General features: G+C 47.7%; 14 protein-coding genes. 6 read left to right on the top strand and 8 right to left on the bottom strand.

All coding sequences use genetic code 11. The features are described from left to right. Nucleotides 1–176 precede the first annotated feature (176 nt). On the bottom strand, nucleotides 177–980 hold the full coding sequence (locus JW878_06320) for a rhomboid family intramembrane serine protease (protein MBN1762671.1): 804 nt from the start codon (nucleotides 978–980) through the stop codon (nucleotides 177–179). A 146-nt stretch (nucleotides 981–1126) separates the two neighbouring features. Then, nucleotides 1127–2371 (bottom strand): tRNA (N(6)-L-threonylcarbamoyladenosine(37)-C(2))-methylthiotransferase, encoded by a 1245-nt coding sequence (locus tag JW878_06315; GenBank protein MBN1762670.1) that lies wholly within the window; start codon nucleotides 2369–2371, stop codon nucleotides 1127–1129. 94 nt (nucleotides 2372–2465) lie between these two features. On the opposite strand from JW878_06315, the gene JW878_06310 reads away from it, so the two are divergent. The 4 genes from JW878_06310 (at nucleotide 2466) to JW878_06295 (ending at nucleotide 7524) form a co-directional block, all read left to right on the top strand. Beyond that, nucleotides 2466–3569, top strand: a complete 1104-nt coding sequence (locus JW878_06310) for a type 2 isopentenyl-diphosphate Delta-isomerase (protein MBN1762669.1) — start codon at nucleotides 2466–2468, stop codon at nucleotides 3567–3569. Between the two features lie 188 nt (nucleotides 3570–3757). Beyond that, a complete protein-coding gene (locus tag JW878_06305) occupies nucleotides 3758–5848 on the top strand; it encodes a thioredoxin domain-containing protein (GenBank protein ID MBN1762668.1) in 2091 nt (696 codons plus the stop codon). 279 nt (nucleotides 5849–6127) lie between these two features. Beyond that, nucleotides 6128–6823, top strand: a complete 696-nt coding sequence (locus JW878_06300; protein MBN1762667.1) for a hypothetical protein — start codon at nucleotides 6128–6130, stop codon at nucleotides 6821–6823. Further along, entirely contained in the window at nucleotides 6823–7524 is a 702-nt protein-coding gene (locus JW878_06295) for a hypothetical protein (protein MBN1762666.1), read from the top strand. The genes JW878_06300 and JW878_06295 overlap by 1 nt, the downstream gene beginning before the upstream one ends. Before the next feature lie 238 nt (nucleotides 7525–7762). Here JW878_06295 and amrS read toward each other — a convergent pair whose 3' ends face one another. From amrS to JW878_06265, 6 genes are all read right to left on the bottom strand, one after another. After that, the gene (amrS, locus tag JW878_06290) at nucleotides 7763–8770 is read right to left on the bottom strand and encodes an AmmeMemoRadiSam system radical SAM enzyme (protein ID MBN1762665.1); all 1008 of its coding nucleotides are present in this window, start codon (nucleotides 8768–8770) and stop codon (nucleotides 7763–7765) included. Nucleotides 8771–8869: 99 nt separating this feature from the next. After that, entirely contained in the window at nucleotides 8870–9478 is a 609-nt protein-coding gene (locus JW878_06285) for a hypothetical protein (GenBank protein ID MBN1762664.1), read from the bottom strand. Beyond that, nucleotides 9475–10101, bottom strand: a complete 627-nt coding sequence (locus tag JW878_06280; GenBank protein ID MBN1762663.1) for a hypothetical protein — start codon at nucleotides 10099–10101, stop codon at nucleotides 9475–9477. The genes JW878_06285 and JW878_06280 overlap by 4 nt, the downstream gene beginning before the upstream one ends. Before the next feature lie 144 nt (nucleotides 10102–10245). Next, nucleotides 10246–11004, bottom strand: a complete 759-nt coding sequence (locus JW878_06275; protein MBN1762662.1) for an HAD family hydrolase — start codon at nucleotides 11002–11004, stop codon at nucleotides 10246–10248. Between the two features lie 43 nt (nucleotides 11005–11047). Beyond that, a complete protein-coding gene (locus JW878_06270) occupies nucleotides 11048–11821 on the bottom strand; it encodes a hypothetical protein (GenBank protein MBN1762661.1) in 774 nt (257 codons plus the stop codon). 43 nt (nucleotides 11822–11864) lie between these two features. Then, on the bottom strand, nucleotides 11865–12029 hold the full coding sequence (locus JW878_06265) for a rubredoxin (protein ID MBN1762660.1): 165 nt from the start codon (nucleotides 12027–12029) through the stop codon (nucleotides 11865–11867). A gap of 230 nt (nucleotides 12030–12259) precedes the next feature. On the opposite strand from JW878_06265, the gene JW878_06260 reads away from it, so the two are divergent. Beyond that, nucleotides 12260–12850, top strand: a complete 591-nt coding sequence (locus tag JW878_06260) for a hypothetical protein (GenBank protein MBN1762659.1) — start codon at nucleotides 12260–12262, stop codon at nucleotides 12848–12850. A gap of 94 nt (nucleotides 12851–12944) precedes the next feature. Continuing rightward, a complete protein-coding gene (locus JW878_06255) occupies nucleotides 12945–16571 on the top strand; it encodes an N-6 DNA methylase (protein ID MBN1762658.1) in 3627 nt (1208 codons plus the stop codon). Nucleotides 16572–16617: the final 46 nt, after the last annotated feature.

Genomic DNA, 16617 nt, shown 5'->3' with positions numbered 1-16617 from the left:
TTAATCCTCCTTTACAGAAAAAGAAAGAAAAGAGGACTCATAAAAACGAATACATCGATGTGTAACCTTTTTTGGTTTACTTAACATGTTTCGGGATACTGGTGTGGATACCGGTGAATTTTCCTGGCGCTACCGGGAGATAGGGAATCGTACGCGCACAAGGAACTATTTGCGCGCTATACCCGTGTGGGCGATCCTTTCAATAACATACCTACAAACAATCCGAAAAAGAGACCTGACAAATGCGCGGTATGGGCAATCATGTCGCCGGAACCCATCATTGCGAAATCGATGAGCGCGAATAAAATCACGGTGAGCCACATCTCCATCGGTATAAAGAAGAAAAGGTACACTTTCATCCGCGGCATCAACACCGCGAGGGTCGCGAATATCCCGCTTAACGCCCCGCTTGCGCCTACAACGGCCACTAAAGGGTGAGAGGTAGTGAAACTCCAGCCAATGCCCGCAACGATCCCTGAGATAAAAAACACCACCAAAAATTTCGAACTCCCGATCTTCCGCTCCAGTACCGGGCCGAAGAAGACGAAGAAGAGCATGTTAAAGAAGAAATGTTCGAAGTTGCCGTGGAGGAAGATATGCGTTATTAACGTCCAAGGCCTTGCCGTTACAAGTGCCGGAACGAGTTTAAAATACTCGGTGTATGCGGGGACAAGTAATTGCACGACAAACGAGATGGAAATGAGGAACATAAGCAGGAACGAATAGTTTCCAGCAAAGATGCCCCAGGGGGGTCTTTTATAAATGCTCTTATCCCGTCCAAAACCCCGTCGTTCCTGCGGGAATTCTAAAGGAATGGCAGATGTGCCCTGGGCTGCACGATCACGTTTATACGCTTCGATTCCAACGCACCAGTGCATTTCCGGCTGGAGATGACTCTTACACAGGGTATCGCCGCAGTACTTGCATCTATACAACGCCGGTTTGCCGCAGACGGTGCACATGCGTCGTGTTCGTGCCATATCTTTGAAGAGAACGGCAGTACATTTAAATTTTGCATCGTCACCACACCACGAGCCGTTCGCCACCTTTGATCGTTTCGCATTCTCTCGAACTGAGTGGAGAAAAAAAAACCTTCGTGTGCCGGCACTTCTCGCATCCGGCGTGGCTACGCAATACTATCACCCAGCAGATATGTGCTCTTTGCCTCTGTTATCCGCGCAGTATAAGAGGCCCCGAGTGGCAACGATCTCTTTAGTATTACCTGCCGGTATGAGGGATCGCGGCCTATTACGCCACCCTTTTTGCCCCGCTCTGTGATCAAAATGGGAACTACCTTACCTTCCTGAGCGATGTTCCGTTCAAGAGCGATCTGATGATAGAGCGAAGAGATAATTCGCGATCGCCTCTTCTTCTCACGCTCCAGCAAGTCGTTCAGTCTGGCTGCTTCCGTACCCGGTCTGGGTGAGAACCGCGTGATGTTCACCTTTTCCGGCTTCACCGCTTTCAGCAGGTTCAGCGAGTCACAGAAGTCGTTTTCCGTCTCTGTAGGAAAGCCGATGATGAAGTCCGTGCATACCGTGCAGTGCTCGAATCGCTGCCGTATGCGTTTTACGATCTCCACGAACTCCGCAGTTTTGTAATTCCGGTTCATAGCCTTTAGCACCGTATCCGAGCCGGACTGCACAGGCACGTGGAAGAATTTGAATATCTTTGTGGAATCGAACGAGTCTAGGAGTTCATCAAGGATGTGAATCATCGTGAAGGGGTTCATCATACCCACCCGTATTCTGAAATCGCCGTCCACGGCTGTTATCAGCTCTAGCAGCTCCGGCAGCTTCAGTGCGCTTGGCTTATCCATGCCATACGCGCTACAGTCCTGGGCGGTAATCCGTATCTCCTTTGCACCTCGTTCCACCGCACTTTTCACGGCTTCGAGTATCCTCGCAGACGAAAAACTCTTCAAGTTGCCACGCGCTTGCTTCACGATACAGTACGAGCAGTTCCCCACGCAGCCCATTGCAATCGGAATCACACCGAGGACCCCGTCACAATCCAGTTTGTGGTCCCCGTTAAGGCCCTTGTAGAGATCCTGCGGCGTTACCATTGTTATATCTTCGCCGAACAGGCTTTTTACCAATTCGGGCTGTGCCGCAGCCATGCAACCCGCTATAACCACCTCTTTACCCGCTTCCTGCAAGCTCTTCAGCCTCTTTATCACATTGAGCTCCGTCCGCTTCGTTACGGTGCACGTATTCACGATAACGACTTCGGCTTCGGGTTCCGCGACGATTGCATGCCCCTGTTCCCTGAGAATCGCGCTCAGCTTCAGCGTGTCCCCTACATTGGCAGTGCAGCCGAAGGTTTCGAGGCAAATTTTTTTTGAGTCGGCAAACATATCAATCAGATACATGTCCGTTTCCTTTTGGTGTGACGACGAGAAAGAAAGGTAAAGGTAATTTATTGATAACTACTTTTTAGAAAGAAAGGTTTAACTGAATGAAAAGATGAATCAAACGTCGAAGCGAAAGATAGAGCAACTCCGAATCTGCACGGAGAAGGATGTGGAAGTGAGAGAGTCCTGCTTTGAAGACCTTAAGCTCATCCATGTTGCGTTACCGGAAATAGATAAAGGGGAGATAAGTTTGAAGACGGAGTTTCTGGACTTTTCCTTTAGTTATCCGATAATGATCGCATCGATTACCGGCGGGCATCCGGAGACGAAGCAGCTAAATGCGATTCTCGCGGAGGCTGCGGAGGCGCTCGATGTGGGTATAGGCGTGGGCTCGCAGCGAGCGGCACTGGAAGACGCGGAGCAGGAGGATTCGTTCCGCGTGGTTCGCGACATTGCACCTGATTCGTTCATTTATGCGAACTTAGGCGCTCCGCAATTGAAGGAATACGGGATAGAAGGCGTAGAGCGCGTTATTGATATGATCGATGCGGATGCGGTTGCAATACATCTCAACTTCTTGCAGGAAGCGATCCAGCCGGAGGGCAATGTAGACGCTCGAGGCTGCCTTGGTGCGATAGGGGAGGTCTGCGAGGCGATAAAGAAGCCGGTGATTGTGAAGGAAACCGGTGCTGGGATTGGTTACGCAGTGGCGAAGAAGCTGCACGATATCGGTGTGTCAGCAATAGACGTAGGAGGGTTCGGAGGCACGAGTCTGGCTGCTGCGGAGATCTACCGTGCGAAAGCAGAGCAGGACGATTTAGGAGAGCATTTAGGGAACCTTTTTGGCTGGGACTGGGGCATTACGACAGTAGAGAGCATAGTAGAGTGCAGTGCGATTCCGTTTCCCAGTCCGATAATCGCTACGGGCGGAATACGGAACGGTCTTGATGTTGCAAAGAGCCTCGCTCTGGGTGCGGATATCTGTAGTGCCGCTTTACCATTTCTGAAACCCGCGATGAAACACGAGAATGCGAAGAGCGTCGTGGCGAAAATAGCGGAGATGGGCGAGGAATTGGAGATTGCCATGTTCTTAACCGGCTGTCGAACCCCCGCAGACCTGAAGGAAGCAGAGGTGCTAGTAACAGGGAAAACGAGGGATATAATGGAGCAAAGTGGGTTTTTCGAGCGCGTGAAGCGGAGAAAGAGGGCCCCTTAGCGGGAGCGAGCAGTGAACGGGGTAATCGTTTGAGATTGATTTGCCTTGCTTGTGTGCGACGATTTCTTCATCCGGTTTTAGGTTCGGGCGGGACAGAGCAGAGCGCAGTGTAATTTCACACGAGGGAACGATATCTGTTTAAAGGATAACCTCCTACTTACTATTTGCGGTTGGAGGTGCTTCTTGCTATGCACGGAAGCGATGAAGGGGAAGGAAAGGCTCCAAATGCACTTATAACGGAGAAGAGTCCGTATCTGCTTCAGCATGCGTATAACCCCGTTAATTGGTATCCCTGGGGTGAGGAGGCGTGGAGACGTGCTAAGGATGAGGACAAACCAATCTTCCTCAGTATCGGCTTTGCGACCTGCCATTGGTGCCATGTAATGGCACGCGAATCCTTTGAGAATCCGCAGACCGCGGAGATCCTCAACGAGCACTTTGTCAGCATTAAAGTGGATCGCGAAGAGCGTCCAGACCTGGACGAGATCTACATGAAAGCGGTGCAGATGATGGCGGGCACGGGTGGCTGGCCGCTGTCGGTCTTTCTTACGTCCGACCTGAAGCCGTTCTATGGCGGGACCTATTTCCCTCCTGAACCTCTACACGGCTTACCAGCCTTTAACGATTTGCTTCGTACCATTGCTGACTCATGGCGAACGAAGCGGGAACAGCTAGAGCGGAGTTCGGAAGAGGTTATACAGCTCGTGCGCGGCATATACCGGCATAAGCCGCCAGCGGGCGTGGAGGAGGCGCTCTCAGCAGATCTGCTTGATAACGCGTATGAGCAACTCGTTCTCCAGTTCGATTCGAACTACGGCGGATTTGGCGCGGCGGTAACCGCATGGTCGGTAAAGAAGCCGAAGTTCCCGTTGCCCAGCTATCTCTCGTTCCTTCTCCGGTATTATTACAGAACGCAGGAGGAATACGCGTTGAAGATGGTGACGAAGACGCTCTATGGAATGGCTCGAGGAGGCATCTTCGACCAATTAGGTGGTGGTTTTCACCGATATTCAACAGATAACCGCTGGCTGGTGCCGCATTTCGAGAAGATGCTGTACGATAACGCGCTCTTAGCCAGGGCTTATACAGAGGCATATCAAGTAACGCGTGATCCGTTCTTCGCGCAGGTTGCGCGCCGGACGCTGGATTGGGTGCTGCGCGAGATGACCGGCCCTGAAGGAGGCTTTTACTCCGCGGTGGATGCGGACAGCGAGGGCCTGGAAGGTGCCTTTTATGTCTGGGATCCTGAGGAGATAAGATCAGTGCTGGGAAAAGAGCAGGGCGAAGCACTCTGTCGTTACTACGGGGTGACACCGCAGGGCAACTTCGAGCGAGGGAAAAGTGTACTTTTTATAGCGGAAGCATCCACGGGACTCGATGAAGGTACTATTCGTGCGAGCACCCAGAAGCTGCTTGAGGCGAGGAACAAACGGATACGCCCCGCGACCGATGACAAGATTATAACTGGCTGGAACGGTCTGATGATTTCTGCGTTCGCTCTGGGATACCAGGTGTTCCGTGACAATCGCTATCTCGAAGCGGCAATGTCCGCTGCTCGCTTTATTCGTGACAATCTCAGGAAAGACGGGCGGCTATTGCGGCGTTATCGCGACGGTGAGGCTTCAATTTCAGGAACACTTGAAGATTACGCGTATTTTGTTGCGGGATTGCTCGACCTCTATGAGGCTCATTTCGAGTCACAATGGTTACGCGAGGCGCTGCAACTGAACAATAGTATGCTGGAGCTTTTCTGGGACAAAGCAGATGGCGGATTCTTCTCCAATCTTACCAGTGAACTGGAGCTTGCCGTAGCCATAAAGGATGCGTACGACGGGCCGATTCCCTCTGGCAACTCGGTTGCCGCGCAGAACATCCTTCGACTCGCAGCGCTAACGGATAATGAAGAACTGAAGAAGCGGGCTGAAACCATTTTTCGCGCGTTCCGTGCGACATTGGACCAGAGCCCACTGGAGCACACGCAAATGCTCTGTGCCGTTGCGTTCTCTCTCAGTAGCCCCGCACAGGTCGTACTAGCGAGCCGTAACAGAGAAGAGGCACAGGCATTTGCGGCTGAACTTGGGCGTCATTTTCTGCCGCATAACGTCGTTGCGTTCTCACAGCCGGGCGTTACCGAATCTGAACTTCCAGAGTTGACACCACTCATTAGCGGTAAAGTAGCGATAGAAGGAAAGCCGACGGTGTATATCTGCGAAGAGTACACGTGCAAAGCGCCGATTACGGATCTGGAAGAATTGAAGCGGGTGTTATCTCGCACATAGTTGCTGTTTGAATTTTATTTTTAGCACTTATTTTTCCAACGTGGTTTTTTGTAATAGAAATAAACCTTCTCCTTCCTTCTTTCCCCTCGAAATATGAAGATATTTGAAAAATGTGTGACAGAGTGCTATCCACATATTTTCCCATCAAAGAACTCAATTTCAAAAACACCATAAAATCTCTTGGAAAGTCTTTTATATCCACGTGAGAAATAAAGAATAAAAATAAAAAAATATCCGCAATTCAGGAACCCATTTTAAGAAATTTTTGGTGGATCGAAAATGGCTAAACCTAAAAGTGAAAAGAAAAAGAAAATTACACCATTTTTTGGGTCTGGAGTTTTAGTTGACTCTTTTAGGCTTGGCGAAAGCGGAAAAGCAGATGTCTCAGGGGTATTCACTATTCTTTATGCGTGGTCTATCCCATTCACACGAACATTTAGTGCAGTGTTTACCATTTTCAATTTACCAAAGGGCGCTACATCAGTAGCCGTTTCAATTTCAAAAAGGAGATCTCGTAAATCAAAATCTTTAGCCCTACTAGATGTCAAATCTAAAGAAAACAAAGGGGATATCATAGTCACCTTCAGCGTGAAAAATAAATTTGAAGAAGATGGATTTCACGACGTTATATTTTCATTTCGGGATTATCCAGGAACACTCAGGATTCCTTTGGATATACAAAAAAGAGAATGGCCGGAATTTACCGAAGCTGAATTGGGATTTGTAAAACAGTTAGGTGACGATTCACCTTCCTTCAGGGTCAATATCCACTGTTCTGACTGCGAACATGTTTACATATTTGAGGAACAATTAAACCCAGATATCCATCCAAAAGGTGGTATTAATCGTTTTCCTGAAAATAGTATCTTCATCTGCGAGGAATGTGGGAAAGAAATGGATCTTAAAGATATTAGGGGTCAGTTAAGTGCCTCGCTTAAAGACACTATTGCCCAACGAATGCGAGGAAAATCATAATGTTCACACCATACCACCATTTTACTAACTGTGGAAGACTTGAGAGTACTATTGATTCCTTGAAAGAATCTGGTAATGTTCCAGATGATATAGTTAAAGGATATAGAAGGTACCACTTTGCTTTAATTCATAAAATCAAATGCGCTCGGCACCATCTCGATTCATTGATTGACCTAATGTCAACTACAGAACTAGCAGATGCACTTAGCAAAAGCAGTAACTTTATGTTTCTTGCTAACATGTACTTGGATGGCTTTTTTTACACATGTGGCAGCGCAATGGATATTTTGGCTCGCGAAGTATTAACATACTTTGCCATCCCACTCCCCACACAGGTATATTTCCAGACCGCAAAACGACTGCTAAGAAGTAATCGCCCTGGTGATGCACTTATAAGTCGGTTCGACGATCCTAGCTGGAGGAATGATTTTTCCATGTACAGAAATGCGGTGACCCATGAGCGTATAATTGCAGGAAATTTCAATATAGAAGTAACAATTGATGGAGATACCGAGGCTAAGACATTAACACTACCATTACCAGATAACCCACGTGTGGATGTCATGGCAAGAACGTTCAGGACTAATCCTGATGTGTTGGAATATTGCAACCTTCACCTAAAGCGTCTCCTAATTCTAACTAACACTGTTTATGGCGAAATCAATGCAAGGATAATTACAAATGGAAATCTACCATTATGAGGATATTCTATGTAATAAAAAACGTATGGGAGGTAAGGCACAACAAAAATGCAACAAAATTATGAAGATTATTAGAAAAACAAGGGAGACCCCAAATGGAATGGTGAACAAATTTCTTAGGATATGCTCTCTTGCATCCCTATTTTTAAACCTACACCTCAGGGTCAGCGTTCGCACTTTAATACCGCATTACCATTACTGCTTCGGTAAGGCTGCCACTTGAAAGCCAATCGTAACCTTAAAACACCCCGTCGATCTCGGCACCGCAATGAGGGCAGTGTGAACCTCTCATATTGTTCTCCAGAATCTGGAATCCGTAGCGTCTGATCAGTAGGGTCCCGCACTTGTAGCAGTAGGTGTTCTCGCCGCCCTCACCCGGAACGTTGCCCTCGTACACGTACCGCAAGCCGACTTCAAGCCCGATGTCACGCGCTTTGTGCAGAGTTGTAATCGGCGTCCGGGGCAGATCGGTGAGCTTGTAGGTGGGGTAGAACTGCGAGATATGCCAGGGTATGTCCACGCCGACGCCTTTGATGAATTCTGCGATCCCTCGGAAATCCGCTTCAGTGTCGTTCAGCGTCGGTATGACCAGCGTCGTTACTTCGACCCAAACGCCGAGACTCTTGTAAAGCGCTATCGCGTCGAGTACAGGCTGCAGATGCCCGCCGCAATTCTTATGGTACAGCTCTTCCGAGAGCCCTTTCAGGTCTATATTTATTCCGTCCAAAACGGGTGCGAGCGTACGGATTGCCTCTTCCGAGGTGTACCCGTTCGAGACGAAGACGTTGCAGATCCCCTCTTCATGGGCGAGCTTGGCGATATCGTAGGCAAACTCGAAGAAGACGGTCGGCTCCACGTACGTATACGCGATGCTTTTGCAATTGTAATGCGTGGCGACCGCAACGACCTCTTCGGGAGATTTGTAGTCGCCCACAATCCGTTTCTGGTCCTTCGGCATCTGGGATATATCGTAGTTCTGGCAGTTCCGGCAGCGGAAGTTGCAGCCAACAGTCGCAATCGAGTAGGCCGTTGAGCCAGGATAGAAATGGAATAGCGGCTTCTTCTCTATCGGGTCTATCGCCTGCGCCGCGACCTTACCGTAGACGAGACTGTAAAGGACACCCTCCTTGTTCTCGCGCACGCCGCAGATTCCTCTTTTCGTGTCGTTTATCTTGCACTGATGTGGACAGAGGTGGCATCGAACGGTGTTCCCTTCCAGCTTCTCGTAGAACATTGCTTCTTTCAACTTATCGCTAAACCCCCTCGTTAGCATAAGTATCTTATTCACGCACAGCACGCTTTCCTCTAGTTGAAAGTCGTAAATTCATCTTTAATAACCTTTGCATCAACTCTCCACTCGACGTTTTAACGCGTCTGCGTTGAGCACGTAGCGGGTAGCGCACTCTGCACAAATCAAGTGGGAAAATCCACTGGAGAGCTTCTCGTATGCTATCTCTTTGCTGCCACACAAGCTGCAGGTCTTACGCTCCTGTCTCGCGTTCGCCTGCTCTTCGTGCGAAAGTTCGCGTATCCTGGTGATCTCCTTCGCGTTGATGACCCAGGAGAACGGGAAGGTTACCGGATATTCAACGGCCGTCGCGATTTCGGCATGGCTCACGGCGCCGGGTTCATGCGATGTCGACGGCTCGTCTGGCGCTGCACCTGCTTCGGGCTCGTACGAGATCGCGATGACGTGCTGGCCCGTCTCGTGTTTACGATCGATCACGATCCCACGGCGTTCGAACTCAGCCTGCGCCTGCTCGAGCAATACGGCCAAGCTCTGTGACGGTATGTCCAAGCCTAGGCAGTCCCGTAATTCCCGCACGGTTCCGCGCCACGGCCCTTCTTCTTCTGTTACTAATCGAACGATCAAATCGAGGATATTCGGTGTTTTATCCGTGGTCTTGACGTTGACGTATGCGCTCAGGTCCGTCTGTACAGTTCTTGCGCTCATTCGTTATCCTTATTGGTAGAATGCCAGGACTCACAGAGAAGCATGAACTCCTCCCAGGCGCTTTGATACTCAGTATCGCAATATTCCTTCCATTCAAACGCGCCGGTGGGTTTGTCCAATCGCAGGATGCCCATGCCCTCGATCTGCTCGCCGGTTCGTTCCTCGTAGCCGGTTCGATACGCTGCGATCTGAAGCGAATAATCAGGATAGACCGCTTTCGAGGTCTTTATATCAATGAGGTATAGCGCGCCGTTAATATACCCGACGAGATCTACCGTCCCGCCGTAGCCGTTGTCGCTCCATATCCTTCGTTCGCAGTCTACCAGCGTGAAGCCGCTCGCGCACTGCCAGTCCCGGAATGCGGCGAACGGTTTCGAGACCTCATCGCAGTAAAGCTCGTCAAGCGATTCGTCGTTGAGGTAGCGTTCGATAGTGCGATGCGTCTTCGTGCCGACGTACGCGGCGTGTGAGGCGATTTTTCTCCAGTTTGGAGTCCTGCTCTTCCACGCGATCAAGTGTGGGTTCTGAATCGAGCGCATAATAGTGGTCACACTAGGGAGAATACCGATCGGGGTACGATAGAAATGGCCTCCAGAACGTGTGATTAGCTCTATCTCATCCATCCGTCAGTTCTCCCCTTCGTGCGGCTTCCGATGCACGCCAAACACTATATTCCATCAGTAATAAACCATATATATAGTTTTGCTTTTTTCCACGCCCCCACCCCACGTCACCCTCCGCGCGGCGTTCGAGTACGTTTCTACACGTCACTCGAGCAGCGCGATAAGTTCTGGCAGTGTCGCAATGGTCCTCGCGTCAGCACCGGTGGATTCGTTGCTTGCATGTTGTGGGGACGGTTGGTTCAGTTTGGAATCCACGAAGGTATAGTTTTCGTCTAATCCATACCGTTGAATACGGATTGGGCACATGCATGCAGCTCGCGCACCCTGAACGTCCACCGTGCTGTCGCCTACGTACACGACTTCGTGCGGTTGCAGCTGTGTCTGTTGCAGCGCGAACGAGAAGATACGCGGGTCAGGCTTTTTGACGCCGACGTCACCGGAAATGACGATCGAGTCGAAGCAGTCCGTAAGACCAAGGGCAGACAGGAGCGAATGCACGTAAGGAGGATGATCGAAATTAGAGATCAGGGCGAGCGACTTCTGAGCTTTCAGCGCGTGGAGCACCGGCAGCGTATCGGGATCTAACGAAACATACTGCTGCCATGCGTTGACGATTGCCACTGCGGTCTTCTCCAGTTCGTTAGTGCTCAGCGTCAATCCTAACTTGATACCTAGCGCTTTGATACGGCGTTCGAGGACGGTCAGGTAATCTTCAGGAAACTGCGGCTCTGGCCGTTCGAAGAAGTCATCACAGTGCAGGGCAAACGACGTTTCTGACATTGTCAAGCCGCAGTCCTGTAAGCGCTCGTAAAATGACCGCTGCCACTCAATCCAGGCCGTCCTGAGATCGCCGTACATCAAGAGCGTTCCGTACAGGTCGAAAAAGATACCTTTAATCTGCATTTCTCTTACTATTCCAAGCTACACTGCAGTTCAGCTCGATTCTTCATTTCAACTTCGGGACTTTTATAGTTACCTTTGTGCCGTAGCGCATGAGCGATTGTATGCCACGGCCTTCTCCGACTCGTGTGAAGATCGGATCGCGATTCGCTTTTGGCCACAGGGAGCCTGCGAGCCATGTCACCGCCGTAGCGCGGAACGCCTCGGGATACAACGGCGTGCTCGTGCCGATAAGGATAATTTCGCGTGCGTTTGACGCGTACGCTAAGAGCGAATCCAGTGTGCGGTTGATGGTCGCCGTGCCGGAAATAAAAACGACATCGCACTGCGGCAACAACTCTTTTTGGCGTGTTTCGGGATAGACGTCCGTAGAGCTCTCGCGACTCCGGTCAAAAATGTACAGTTTCCTGGCGGTTATTCGCTGTATCGGGGCGACCATGGGCCCGATCAATCCCACCATACCGACCTGATCGTCCGGTTGTAAAAGCGTTAAAAGATCGTCATGAGACTGGTGTTCGATTTCGGTATGGTCAACGACGCTGTTGAGCACGGCGAGACCTAACGATGTTAAGAGCGAGTTGTCGTAGTCGAACGTCCATGCAGCCATCTCTTCCGCGTCCATGCCGCGCAACGGTTGTTCCATGGGCATAACGCCACACCCAGGCGGTAGCTCGTCCCGGAGCACGTAGGAAACCGCCAGGGCGCCGTCGTCGAGTTCAACTGCTAACAGCCCTAGACCTATACGCACATCTTTGATGCTTCTGCCTTCCAATGCAGGCAGCGCCTGCCGGTAAATCGTTTCAAAGAGCTTGGTGGTCATCCGTTGTATGTTAGTAGGATTGGCCCCACTAAACAATAATGTTTTAGTCTTCCAGTTCCTCAAAGTCATCTTTGGCGGCACCACAGACAGGGCACAGCCAATCGTCAGGCAGGTCCTCAAACGCCGTACCCGGCTCTATCCCGCCGTCGGGATCGCCTTTTTCAGGGTCGTAGACGTAGTCACATAACGTGCATTTGTATTTTTTCATCTCTTATCTATCACTCACTGTCAATTCATTTGCCGTGTAGCGTTATATAGGTTAGGACGGCTCGCTGCTCATCTCCGACGAAAAGGCGGGTACGATTTATTGGGTGGTGTATGAGGAGTAAAAAGTCCTGACATTTCTTATTTTGTGCAGTAATTGACAGAGATGCCATAGATAGAATCAAATCTGATATCTATTTATGAAGTTATGTAGGATAGTACAATAGATGCTTCATGGCTTTTTCATCATCAACCGAAGGCATATTGAAACGGATTCTTGGGCGGGGCTATCAAATTCATCCCGAGGCGTTAAAGATTCTTGAGACGCGGGGCGAAGAGAAAGCGCTTGAGGTTTTGAATTCGTTCTCAGAAAAGTTTCCGAATGCTATTGTTATTGAGGCAGAGCAGGTTGAGGAACTCCTTGAGAAACCTTCGTTCACAAAGACTTCGGAACCGAGCGAGGATCTCATGACACTCGTGGGAAACATAACACAGATTTACGATGGCAGTGGGCTTATCCAGCGGTGTCCCAAATGCAATCGATGGATCATCGATAATTTTTGTATCGTGCACAGCGATGTTGAGGGGATCTGGGATCTACGAATCAAAGCCCGGTTCGATAATGGAAGAGAACGCTGCACGTTGATTTTCAAAAAGGAAATAGCAGAGAAATGTGCGAAGATCACTCTGGAAGAAGCGAAGAAGATAAGGGAAGAGGCAACGCTTGCACGAATAAGAGGCGCGTTACTCGGTAAGAAATTCGAGATAGCAGGCGTAAAACTAAAGGGTGGTAATTTCCTTGTAAAGGATATTAGAGAAGTATAAGCAAATGGACACTGCCAAGAAGATACGTGCAAGCTTCGAAGAGCTACACGCGAAGATAAAAAGCGGGAAGGAGATTTCTGAAGAGGATTTACGGGTGGCTTTTGTAAAGAGTGGTATCCTTGAAGTGCTTGGTTACGAGAAAGAGTTTAAGGATATACGATTTGAGAAGAGTGTAAGAGGCAAAAGAAGCGACTTGCTTGCCTTTGACGACTATCAGAATGTGGTGTTTGTGGTTGAATTTAAAAGGCCGAATGAGATTAATGTAGAACGAGATTTTGCACAATTGTGGGAGCGGTATGTGAAACCGCTCAAAGCGAGATATGGACTACTTACCGATGGATTGGAACTTCTGATTTATGAGCGGATAAACTCTAACTGGGAACGAAAACTGCACGTTACTCTTGACGATGTTACGTTATCGCAATGCGAAGAGGTTTATGAGTGGCTAAAAAAGCCAAGCATTGAGAGAACGAGGATTGAAGAGGTGCTCGGCTATTTCGAGCGGTTTGATAAACCTGAGGAGAAAGTAAATTTATCCACGGAGATTGCGCAGGAGTATTTCTTTGAGAGCTTCGAACTGAAAGAAGGCTCTATATTTTCGATTTTGGTTCAAAAGACAATCGGCCTGTTTGATTTCGAGTTGGAGCGGTCTAAGTTTCTTAAAAGCGCGTACAATTTCTGGAAGGTTTCGTACGCGAAGAAGCCGGAGAAAGTGCCAGAGAATTGGCGGAAGATAATGGATAGTATCGGGCTTGAAGCGAGCGAGGAGAATCTTTTCAAGTTCATGTTCTGCTTGGAAAGTGCGTATTCTTTATTCACACGGTTGATTCTGGCGAAGGCGTGTGAGGATTATAAACTGCCGTATATCGAGTTTTCCCGGTTCATCAAGACGGAAATTGAGCGGGCATCGTACCGGGGCGATATAACGCTCCTGGCGTGGGCGATAACGACGAAGAATCTCATTGAGAGCATGAAACAGAAGCTGGTTAAATCAGTTTTCGAGGGTGATATTTTCTACTGGTGGGAGGACAGTTACAAAGAGATAAGCGCGGGAGATGCGCTTTTCAGTCCCCGGTATGAGAAGCAAAAAGGATACTTTGGCGAGGCGCTTGCCGAGATCATTTTAACACTCTACAAGTTTGACTTTTCGGAGATCATTGGTGATCCACTCGGCACGTTGTACCAGCGCTATTTCGATAAAGAGACGAGGAAAGCACTCGGTGAGTTTTACACGCCGCAAGAGGTGGTAACGTACATACTCGATGCAGTTGGTTACGAAGGACGGAATGTTTTTGGTAAACGTCTGTTAGATCCTGCCTGCGGCTCCGGGACGTTTCTGGTCGAAGTATTACGGCGCTATCTCAAAGCGTCTGAGCAAATCGCAGATGAAAAAGGGTGGTCGGAGATTTTAAAAGAGCTCTGTAACGAATACTGCATCGTCGGCTTTGATATTCACCCGTTCGCGACGTTTATGGCGCAGATGCAGTTCATGCTCGTCCTGATTCCTAAGTATAAGAAAGCGATGGAGGAGGACCCCCATTTTGTTCTGAATCGCCTGCCGATTTTCAGAACGGATTCGCTGGTTAACGAGACGAAGGGCGAGGCAAGGAAAGTAACTATTGAGGAGTCTGCGAAAGGTATCCACTTTATTGCAATTGACACGGGCTTGCCCGTTGAGGGTGGCGACCTGAAGATAAAAATGCCTTACTTCAAAGAGGTCATTGCAAAAACAGATTTGCCCAATGTTGAGGAATATTTCGCAGCGCTCCAAGCGGTTTTTGACACGGTGAAAGAAGCTGCGTGGCAAGAAAAGTACAAAGTTGATACAAAAGAGCTAGAGCGTAATTTCAAGCGATATTTAAAGGACAGAGACTGGAATGGCTTGGTATCTTTCTTCACGCCGTACGCTAAGCACTTCTTGCAGAAGTTCAAGGAGCTTAAAGACACGTTCGGCGATGGTAAACTGATTAAATCCCTTGAGGACATCATACTTGCTGCGATTCTGAAAAACTACGTGCAGTACGATTTCGTGGTGGGGAATCCCCCGTATGTGAGGGTGCAGAGCTTGCCCACGGAAATGAATGATTACCTCAGAAAAAACTATAAAACCGTGTTAGGGAAGTTTGATCTTGCTGTTCCATTTATGGAAAGAGGAATCAACTGGCTTAGTCAACAAGGAGAGTTTGGATTTATTACATCAAATAAGTTTATTCATTCTCACTATGGGAATAGGGTAAGAGACTTCATCTGTAACAATCATTCCATACTAACATTGATAGATTTTGGTGATACAGGGGTCTTTAAAGACGCAACAAATTATCCTAGTGTCATAATAGTAAAAAATAAATTTGAACCTGGGAATACATTAAAATTTATTAATGTTTTAAAACCAAAAGATGAAATATTAGATTACATCGGAATATATATCTCAAAAGAGGGATATAGAAATGACTATATTGAAATTTTAGATATAAAGCAGGAAAGATTGAAAGATTCCTGGGAATTTTTATCTGCTCCAGAACAAAAAGTTGTGGGGAAAATTCGAAAAGATTCCACTTCAAATTTGGTAGACATAAGCAAGAGGATTAATGAGGGCATCGTTACGGGTAACAATGACGTATTTATCAATCCTATTACTAAAAAATTTATAAAAGAACACTCTCTTGAAGAAGAACTTATTTATCCCATTCTTAGAGGTAGAAATGTTGAAAAATGGGGGTTTATATGGACTGGAGACACATCAAAAGTTGATACGTTTATTATATACCCTTATAAAAAGGAAAATAATTCATTTGAAGTTGTAGAATTAGATGAATATCCAAACGTTTTGAGATATTTAGAGCAATATAAAGATATTCTCAAAAATAGGAAATCTTGGAGAATGACTATTTCGGAGACTGGGAAAAGATGGTACGAACTTTGGCATCCAAATCCTCAGATGTTAGAAGAAAAAATTATCACTCCGGATATTTCAACTGGAAATAAATTTAGTCTTGACAAATCGGGAAGCTGGCTTTGTATGGATACTTGTTTTGTTATAATTTTAGAAAATGAATATAAAAAATACTACCCTTTCATATTGGGATTATTAAATTCGAAATTAACAGAATTTTACCACAAGCAAATAAGTCCTTCCGTATCAGGAGATTACTACCGTTATAAAAAACAATATTTGGAACCTCTTCCAATCAAACTTCCACAAACTCCAGAAGAACAAAAACTTGCAGACGAAATAACGAACAAAGTCGAGCGTATTTTAGATTTAGTGAAGCTGGAGCAGAAAATCGAGAACTTCCCTGAGGATTGCATTCAAGATTATCGTAGCAGGGGTGAAGAGTTCGACTCCAAATCCGTCACTTTCAAGTCTAATCACAAGACGCTTGAACCCTTTGTAGAGAAAACTGTTGAGGGTGGTGGATACAACATCGTAATCGGGAAAAAAGAAACGGCCATTTTCGTTGATTCAAAACCGAAGGCAGATTACGTTGTTGCGGCACTAAAAGGAAAACGTGCAAAGAAAGACGAAAAGCTGCAGCTTCTCGTTCCCAAAAATGATGCGATTATCGAAGCGATTTTGAAGGAGCTTGAGGAAGATAAAGCCCAAACAAAGTCGCCATCAGTCACGGAACTCGAAGCGGAGATAAACGAGCTTGTTTATAAACTGTACGGGTTAAACGACGAGGATATAAAGGTTATTGAGGAGTTTTTGGAGAGGTTTTAGAGATAATCTGTGTCCATTTACACCTCCTCCACCTTCTTTACCTCAT

This window comes from Methanomicrobia archaeon (genome assembly GCA_016930255.1).
Lineage (GTDB): Archaea > Halobacteriota > Syntropharchaeia > Alkanophagales > Methanospirareceae > JACGMN01.
The sequence above is the reverse complement of the archived record's forward strand: the minus strand, read 5'-3'. Positions and strand labels throughout refer to the sequence as shown.

Excerpts from the sequence above, each read along its gene's own strand:
- JW878_06270 (MBN1762661.1), bottom strand. The coding sequence starts at position 11,821 with ATGACCACCAAGCTCTTTGAAACGATTTACCGGCAGGCGCTGCCTGCA.
- JW878_06300 (MBN1762667.1), top strand. The coding sequence starts at position 6,128 with ATGGCTAAACCTAAAAGTGAAAAGAAAAAGAAAATTACACCATTTTTT.
- JW878_06275 (MBN1762662.1), bottom strand. The coding sequence starts at position 11,004 with ATGCAGATTAAAGGTATCTTTTTCGACCTGTACGGAACGCTCTTGATG.
- JW878_06285 (MBN1762664.1), bottom strand. The coding sequence starts at position 9,478 with ATGAGCGCAAGAACTGTACAGACGGACCTGAGCGCATACGTCAACGTC.
- JW878_06280 (MBN1762663.1), bottom strand. The coding sequence starts at position 10,101 with ATGGATGAGATAGAGCTAATCACACGTTCTGGAGGCCATTTCTATCGT.
- JW878_06260 (MBN1762659.1), top strand. The coding sequence starts at position 12,260 with ATGGCTTTTTCATCATCAACCGAAGGCATATTGAAACGGATTCTTGGG.
- JW878_06320 (MBN1762671.1), bottom strand. The coding sequence starts at position 980 with ATGGCACGAACACGACGCATGTGCACCGTCTGCGGCAAACCGGCGTTG.
- JW878_06295 (MBN1762666.1), top strand. The coding sequence starts at position 6,823 with ATGTTCACACCATACCACCATTTTACTAACTGTGGAAGACTTGAGAGT.
- JW878_06265 (MBN1762660.1), bottom strand. The coding sequence starts at position 12,029 with ATGAAAAAATACAAATGCACGTTATGTGACTACGTCTACGACCCTGAA.
- JW878_06315 (MBN1762670.1), bottom strand. The coding sequence starts at position 2,371 with ATGTATCTGATTGATATGTTTGCCGACTCAAAAAAAATTTGCCTCGAA.
- JW878_06305 (MBN1762668.1), top strand. The coding sequence starts at position 3,758 with ATGCACGGAAGCGATGAAGGGGAAGGAAAGGCTCCAAATGCACTTATA.
- JW878_06310 (MBN1762669.1), top strand. The coding sequence starts at position 2,466 with ATGAATCAAACGTCGAAGCGAAAGATAGAGCAACTCCGAATCTGCACG.